Genomic DNA, 7,508 nt, shown 5'->3' on the forward strand with positions numbered 1-7,508 from the left:
GGGTGACATCACGCCGAATTATGCCACGCTGAGTGATGAAGAACTTGCGCGGATGCGTGACCTTTCACCCAATACCAAGTTTCTCTATCTGATCCGTGATCCGCTTGATCGCCTCTGGTCGCATATCCGGATGCAGGCCCGCCGCCAGCGGCAAGAGCATGAAGTCTATGAGAAAAAATCCAATAATATCCTCTACCGGATTTTGAATCGCGGTCACGAGCAGCATATTCTCGAGCGTGGGGATTATCCGAAGATCATCCGCAAACTGCGCCGTGTGATCCCCGAGGGGCGGTTGTTGATCCAGTTTGCCGAAGACCTGTTTACGCCCGAGGGCGTTGCGCAGCTCTGTGCGTTCTTGGGGATCAAACAGGTCGAACCAACCTTCGCCCGTGCCGCCAATGAGGGACCCGAGGTGGTGATGCTGGACAAATTGCGCCCCCGTGCTTTGGGGCTATTGAATGAACACTATGAATGGGTGGCCCGCAATGTCGGGCCTCTGCCACAGCGGTGGCAAGACAATTTAGCGAGGGCTTGAGCCATGATGGACGGTGATATCCGTACAAATATCTATGATGATGGATCGACTGATGCGGCGACGGACGAGCAGCAGATCAGAAACTTCAACATCAACTTCGGCCCGCAACACCCTGCCGCACATGGCGTGTTGCGTCTGGTGCTGGAGCTGGACGGCGAAATCGTAGAGCGCTGCGACCCGCATATCGGCCTGCTGCACCGTGGCACAGAAAAGCTGATGGAAAGCCGCACCTATCTGCAAAACCTGCCGTATCTGGACCGCCTTGATTACGTGGCCCCGATGAACCAGGAACACGCGTGGTGTCTGGCCATCGAACGGCTGACCAAGACCGAAGTGCCGCGCCGCGCGTCGCTGATCCGTGTGCTCTATTCCGAGATCGGGCGTATTCTGTCGCATCTGTTGAACGTCACGACACAGGCGATGGACGTAGGCGCGCTGACCCCGCCGCTTTGGGGTTTTGAAGAGCGTGAAAAGCTGATGATCTTTTATGAGCGCGCCTGTGGTGCGCGTCTGCACGCCGCCTATTTCCGCCCCGGTGGTGTGCATCAGGACCTGCCGGATGCGCTGATCGAGGATATTGATACCTGGGCCGTTGCATTCCCAAAGGTGCTTGATGATATCGACGGCCTGCTGACGGAAAACCGGATATTCAAACAGCGTAACGCCGATATCGGGATCGTTACGGAAGAAGATATTCAGGAATGGGGTTTCTCTGGTGTCATGGTGCGCGGTTCCGGCCTTGCATGGGATTTGCGCCGCGCCCAGCCTTATGAATGCTACGACGAATTCGAATTCCAGATCCCTGTGGGCAAGAACGGCGATTGTTACGACCGCTATCTGTGCCGCATGGAAGAGATGCGCCAGTCGGTGCATATCATCCGTCAGGCCTGCGAAAAGCTGCGCCATGAAAAGGGCGATGTGATGGCGCGCGGCAAGATGACCCCGCCCACACGTGGCGAGATGAAGACCTCGATGGAGGCGCTGATCCACCACTTCAAACTTTATACCGAAGGCTTCCACGTGCCAGCAGGCGAGGTTTACGCCGCGGTCGAAGCCCCCAAAGGCGAATTCGGCGTCTATCTGGTGGCGGACGGCACAAACCAGCCGTATCGCGCCAAGCTGCGTGCGCCGGGCTATCTTCACCTGCAGGCAATGGACTATATCTGCAGAGGGCATCAGTTGGCGGACGTCAGCGCGATCATCGGGACGATGGATGTCGTGTTCGGCGAGATTGACAGATGACACTGGGCGATCTGATTCTTGGCATTCTGGTCGCGCTGGGCTTTTTCGTCTCGGCCGCGGTTTCGCGCGTGTTTCGCGGACGGATGGCGGGGATCTTTATTGGCGGCGTGGTCGGTTTGGCCGTGTCGGTGTTTATTCTGGTATATGGTCTCACAGATGTGTTTGCCGTTGCGCCGGTTGCTGTTGAAAACTAGCGCCGGCCCTGTTCAAGGAACAAAGATATGAAGCGTTATTTGACAATTGCGGCTTTCTTGGGTGCTACAGCCTGTGCCGTGCCGATCATTGTCCCGCTGCCTTTGCCGCCGACCGCACAAGAGCCGGAACCTGCTGCGATGCCACAATCCGCGAAAGCGCGCTTTGTCAGCAGTGTTGAAGCAAACGGATGTGCCCTAACCAGCGCAAACACTGATCTGATCATGACAGATGCCGTGCTGTCCCGTGAAGATCTGGCCCGTGTCATGACAGAACTGCGCGCGGACGGGCAGGGCGCGATTGATGGGCAGGCCTTTCGCCTGACTACGGGTGCCTGCGCCTGAAGACAAATCCCTTGCCCGGACCGTCCGGTATGTTAGGGGAACAATGGAAATCCGGTGGAACCTGTTTCACCGCAACGATGTGACCGGAAAGACCTGATGCTACGCCGCCTTTATCACGACCAGCCAGAGACATTCGCCTTCACGCCCGAGAACCAGAAATGGGCCGAGGCGCAGATCAAGAAATTCCCCGAAGGCCGTCAGGCATCGGCGATCATTCCGATCCTGTGGCGCGCGCAGGAACAGGAAGGCTGGCTGTCACGCCCTGCCATCGAACATGTCGCGAATATGCTGGATATGGCATTCATCCGTGCGTTCGAGGTCGCGTCCTTCTACTTTATGTTCCAGCTACAGCCCGTCGGCTCTGTGGCACATATTCAGGTTTGCGGCACGCTGTCGTGCATGATTTGCGGTGCAGAAGATCTGATTGGTGTGTGTCAGGATAAAATCGCGGACAAGCCGCACGAACTGTCCGCTGATGGCAAATTCTCTTGGGAAGAGGTCGAGTGTCTGGGGTCTTGCGCCAACGCGCCAATGGCCCAGATTGGCAAGGATTATTACGAAGACCTGACTGCCGAGCGTCTACGCGAAATCATCGACGAACTCGCCGCAGGTCGCGTGCCGACACCGGGCCCCCAGAACGGGCGCTTTGCGGCAGAGCCCCTGAAAGGGCTGACCAGCCTCAAGGACTATGACAGCGGCAAGACCAAATACAACGCCAGTGTGCAGTTGGCGACGGATATCGGCGATACGGTCAAACGGATTGACGGTACCGAAGTGCCTCTGCTGACGCCTTGGGTGAAGGACGCCAAGAAAGTCGCCGCGCCAAAAACCAAGGCGAAGGCGGCAAAACCCGCTGCTGACAAGCCTGTCGATGAGACCGGCACGACGAAGCAGCAGGCAGTCGCGAAATCCAAGGCCAAGCCGACCGGCAAATCGAACCCGAACCCTGATCTTGCCGGTGAAGATGCGGGCAACGCGCCTGAAACGCTCACCGCCCCGCGTGACGGGAAAGCAGATGATCTCAAAAAGATCAGTGGCGTTGGCCCGAAACTGGAACAGGTGCTGAACGAGCTGGGTTTCTGGCACTTTGACCAGATCGCCAAATGGACAGAAGCAGAAATCGCTTGGGTCGACAGCCGTTTGAAATTCAAAGGCCGCATCGCGCGCGATAACTGGATGGCACAGGCGGCAGATCTCGCCAAGGATGCGTAAACGCATAGCCATTAGGCATCGCGCGTCTGCAACCGGCCGGATGTCTTGGGCTTTTGCGGTATTTCTTTACCGGATGGCAAAGATTGGGTTAGAGATATCCCTGAACGTGCGCTTGCGTCAGTTTGGCACAGGCTGTTGGCGTTTTATCTGCAAGGCCGCCACACCGGCCACCTGAGGGAGAGAGAAGACCATGAAAGATACTGCACCGATCAGTCAGGGCATCATTGCCGTAGCTGCTTTGTTTGCCATCATTGCAGCAGGCGTTGCATTTGTTCTTTACGATTACGGACTGTTTGGTTCGGCCTTTATAGGTGGTATCGTCGGTGTGATTGCCGCGATCGCGCTGGCGCTGGGGTGGCGCGAACCTGCGCCTGGCCCCAACCAGGTTGAAGCCCCTGTTGCAAAGGCGGCCCCTGTTGCTGCGCCAGAACCTGCTGCTGCTGCCGCCGCACCTGCACCGAAGCCAGCCGCGCCTGCAGCTGCGCCTGCTGCCGAGGCACCTGCATCCACGGCTGACGACGCGCCAGAGTTCCTGAGTGCTGCACGTGATGGTGGGCCGGATGATCTCAAACAGATCAAAGGCGTTGGTCCAAAGCTCGAGAAAACCCTGCACGGTATGGGCATTTTCCACTTTGACCAGATCGCGACATGGGGCCCGAAAGAACAGGCCTGGATTGACGACAATCTGGAAGGTTTCAAAGGCCGCGCGACCCGTGATAACTGGGTCGAACAGGCGAAAACCCTTGCTGCCGGCGGAGAAACCGAATTCTCCAAGAAGGTCGACAAGGGCGGCGTTTACTAAGGCAACGACAGACCTATGGCCCAACACGGAAACACCAAACAAGCCCGCGCGGGACAACGCGTCGCGTTGATTGTCGCGGCGACGGGTGTTTTCTGGGTGTTGGCCAATCTGATTGGCGCAGAATATAACTGGCCGAACCGTTTGCGGGCCCTTTTTGACCTTGCAGCGCTCGCCGGTTTCGGGTTTGCCCTGTGGCAGACCTACCAACTCTGGCGTGCGCGCCAAAAAGACAAGGGCGATAGCTAATGCTCAAAGATGAGAACCGGATTTTCACGAACCTTTACGGGATGCATGACCGCACTTTGAAAGGTGCGCAGGCGCGGGGCCATTGGGATGGTACTGCCGACATCATCAAGAAGGGCCGGGATTGGATCATCAATGAAATGAAAGCCTCGGGTCTGCGTGGCCGGGGTGGGGCGGGTTTTCCAACGGGTTTGAAATGGTCTTTCATGCCCAAGGAGAGTGACGGTCGTCCGGCCTATCTGGTGGTGAACGCCGACGAATCCGAGCCTGGGACATGCAAAGACCGCGAAATCATGCGCCACGACCCGCATACGCTGGTTGAGGGGTGCTTGATTGCGTCCTTCGCGATGAACGCGAATGCCTGCTATATCTACATCCGTGGGGAATACATCCGCGAAAAAGAGGCGCTGCAGGCGGCGATTGACGAATGCTACGCCGCCGGGCTGGTGGGCAAGAATGCTGCCAAATCCGGCTGGGATTTCGACATTTACCTGACCCACGGTGCCGGTGCCTATATCTGCGGCGAAGAAACAGCACTGCTGGAAAGCCTTGAAGGCAAAAAGGGTATGCCGCGCATGAAGCCGCCGTTCCCTGCCGGTGCCGGTCTTTATGGCTGCCCGACCACCGTGAACAACGTGGAATCCATCGCCGTTGTGCCCACGATCCTGCGCCGTGGTGGTGGCTGGTTTGCCAGCATGGGCCGCCCGAATAACGCGGGCACCAAGCTGTTTGCGATCTCGGGCCACGTGAACAACCCCTGTGTGGTTGAAGAGGAAATGTCGATTTCCTTTGAAGAACTGATCGAAAAGCACTGCGGCGGTATTCGCGGCGGCTGGGATAACCTCAAGGCGGTCATTCCGGGCGGGTCATCCGTGCCATGTGTGCGCGGCGAGAACATGCGCGACGCTGTCATGGATTTTGATGCGCTGAAGGAAAAGGGATCCTCCCTTGGCACGGCGGCTGTGATCGTGATGGATAACTCGACCGATATGATCAAGGCGATCTGGCGTCTGTCCAAGTTTTACAAGCACGAAAGCTGCGGCCAGTGTACGCCCTGCCGTGAAGGCACCGGCTGGATGATGCGCGTGATGGCGCGTCTGGTTGAGGGCAACGCCAGCGTGGAAGAGATTGATATGTTGCTTGACGTGACAAAACAGGTTGAAGGGCATACAATCTGTGCGCTGGGTGATGCGGCGGCATGGCCGATCCAGGGCTTGATCAAGAACTTCCGGGACGAAATCGAGGACCGGATCAAACACAAACGTTTGGCAGGGATGGCAGCAGAATGATGACACGTGGATTGATGATAGGTGCCGCTTTGGCACTGGCTGCTTGTACAACTGGCGGGGCGCGGTCATTTGATGATCCTGCCGTGCAGAAGTTGTTCAATATGTCGACACCGCAGTATTACGCAAACCTGACGCTGGCCAACCGTATTGCGCAGAACTGCGCGCGTTACAGCTATGATGCGGCGCTCGATTCATCTTTGAACGAGGCGCGCAACGAGGTTGGTCGCGGGTCTTTGTCCGCAAACAGCCAGCGCGCCGGTATCGAATTGGAAACCGACGTCAGCCAGCGCAGCTTTCAGGTCAAGCATGGCGTGGATATCACATCCGACGACCTTTGCGCCGCAGGGGACGCGGAAGTGCTGGAAGGCTCGGCCATCAGCGCGCTGCTGATTCCCGCCTAAACCCTTATGGCGTTTCGCAATATTCTTGACGGGGCCGCGAGCTTTGGCGCGGCCCTTGTCACATCTGGCGTCTGCTTTTTGCCCGCGTGGTTTACTGTTGTCGCTGTGCGGGCCGGGATTGCGCCCGTGTGGGCCTATATTGCGGCAGGCGGCCTAGCGATCATCGGGATCATCCTGACACTGGCGTTTTTGCGCAAGGGTGTCGCAGGAATTGCACCGACGCGGCAACGGCGGCGGTGATGTAAGGTGGGTTTCAACCCGCCCGCCCAGAAAGGACCAGCAGATGCATCTTGCCGAGTTGAACATCGGCCGCCTGATTGCCCCCACGGATGATCCGCGCGTGGCCGAGTTTATGAACAACCTTGATCTGATCAACGGACTGGGCAAGCGCATGCCGGGGTTTGTGTGGATGATGGAAGGCTCGGGCGAGCCCGGCAAGGGCAACACCGAGGCGCATTTGGACGGTGATCCGCAGTTTGTAGCCAATCTGTCGGTTTGGGAAACGCCCGCACAATTGCGGACCTATGTCTTTGATACCCTGCACGCCAGATTCATGAATCGCAGCAAAGAATGGTTCGAAACGCTGGTACAGATGCATTTTGTGATGTGGTGGGTGCCGGAAGGGACGCAACCGACGCTCGACGAAGCGATGGCCAAGCTGCAGCATCGGCAGACGCATGGCGATAGCGAAGAGGCTTTTGGCTGGGATTGGTTGCGCGCCAAGGATCAGCTATGAACAAGTCAAGGTAAAAACACATGATGTCAGTCACTTAACGTCACTCTGATTTCTCTATTCGGCATGAAAATACCGATGTCAAAGCCCTGATATTGCATAACGCCGCCCGAAAGATGATCTGTACTGCGAGCAATGTGACGCGTCGGGTGTCGCAGAGGAGATCGAAAATGAAACACTTTGCCCTTGGTGCCGTCATGGCTGTCGCGACGGTTATGTCTGTGGGCCATGCGTCTGCACAGACCGCGCTGAAAGATGTGGCACATGTGCGTGACGGCATTATTGCTGTGGGCATGGCTTATGAGATTTCCGAGCAATGCGACAGCATTCGCGCGCGCCTGTTTCGCGGCTACGGGTATCTGCAATCCCTGCGCAGCCATGCCAGCAGCCTTGGCTTCTCTGATGATGAAATTGACGCCTACATCAATGACGACGCGGAAAAAGACCGGCTTGAGGGCATTGCACGCGCACAATTGGCCGGTCTGGGGGCCGTTGCAGATGATCCTGACAGCTAT

General features: G+C 57.4%; 11 protein-coding genes and 1 pseudogene. All 12 read left to right on the forward strand.

The window, feature by feature from the left end; all coding sequences use genetic code 11:
* Nucleotides 1-535, forward strand: a pseudogene (locus VGP75_RS00055) (sulfotransferase); the annotation flags it as partial.
* A gap of 3 nt (nt 536-538) precedes the next feature.
* On the forward strand, nt 539-1,777 hold the full coding sequence (locus VGP75_RS00060) for an NADH-quinone oxidoreductase subunit D (RefSeq protein WP_414727743.1): 1,239 nt from the start codon (nt 539-541) through the stop codon (nt 1,775-1,777).
* Nucleotides 1,774-1,971 carry a hypothetical protein gene (locus tag VGP75_RS00065; RefSeq protein ID WP_327541698.1) on the forward strand — a complete coding sequence of 66 codons (198 nt, stop codon included), beginning with the start codon at nt 1,774-1,776 and terminating at the stop codon, nt 1,969-1,971. Before VGP75_RS00060 ends, VGP75_RS00065 begins: the two co-directional genes overlap by 4 nt.
* A gap of 27 nt (nt 1,972-1,998) precedes the next feature.
* Nucleotides 1,999-2,313, forward strand: a complete 315-nt coding sequence (locus VGP75_RS00070) for a hypothetical protein (RefSeq protein WP_327541699.1) — start codon at nt 1,999-2,001, stop codon at nt 2,311-2,313.
* A gap of 96 nt (nt 2,314-2,409) precedes the next feature.
* Nucleotides 2,410-3,525: an NADH-quinone oxidoreductase subunit E gene (locus VGP75_RS00075; RefSeq protein ID WP_327541700.1), complete on the forward strand. Its 1,116-nt coding sequence runs from the start codon at nt 2,410-2,412 to the stop codon at nt 3,523-3,525.
* A 190-nt stretch (nt 3,526-3,715) separates the two neighbouring features.
* Complete coding sequence (locus tag VGP75_RS00080; protein WP_327541701.1) at nt 3,716-4,327, forward strand: helix-hairpin-helix domain-containing protein; 612 nt, start codon at nt 3,716-3,718, stop codon at nt 4,325-4,327.
* 15 nt (nt 4,328-4,342) lie between these two features.
* The gene (locus VGP75_RS00085) at nt 4,343-4,573 is read left to right on the forward strand and encodes a DUF5337 domain-containing protein (RefSeq protein WP_327541702.1); all 231 of its coding nucleotides are present in this window, start codon (nt 4,343-4,345) and stop codon (nt 4,571-4,573) included.
* Complete coding sequence (gene nuoF / locus VGP75_RS00090; protein WP_327541703.1) at nt 4,573-5,859, forward strand: NADH-quinone oxidoreductase subunit NuoF; 1,287 nt, start codon at nt 4,573-4,575, stop codon at nt 5,857-5,859. Before VGP75_RS00085 ends, nuoF begins: the two co-directional genes overlap by 1 nt.
* Nucleotides 5,856-6,260, forward strand: coding sequence for a hypothetical protein (locus VGP75_RS00095; protein WP_327541704.1), 405 nt, complete (start codon nt 5,856-5,858; stop codon nt 6,258-6,260). Before nuoF ends, VGP75_RS00095 begins: the two co-directional genes overlap by 4 nt.
* Nucleotides 6,261-6,266: 6 nt before the next feature.
* Nucleotides 6,267-6,500, forward strand: coding sequence for a hypothetical protein (locus tag VGP75_RS00100; RefSeq protein ID WP_327541705.1), 234 nt, complete (start codon nt 6,267-6,269; stop codon nt 6,498-6,500).
* Nucleotides 6,501-6,543: 43 nt separating this feature from the next.
* A complete protein-coding gene (locus VGP75_RS00105) occupies nt 6,544-6,996 on the forward strand; it encodes a DUF3291 domain-containing protein (protein ID WP_327541706.1) in 453 nt (150 codons plus the stop codon).
* A gap of 167 nt (nt 6,997-7,163) precedes the next feature.
* Nucleotides 7,164-7,508: DUF5333 domain-containing protein (locus tag VGP75_RS00110; protein ID WP_327541707.1), on the forward strand; the 345-nt coding region annotated here is incomplete at its 3' end.

Source organism: Yoonia sp., from assembly GCF_036007805.1.
Lineage (GTDB): Bacteria > Pseudomonadota > Alphaproteobacteria > Rhodobacterales > Rhodobacteraceae > Yoonia.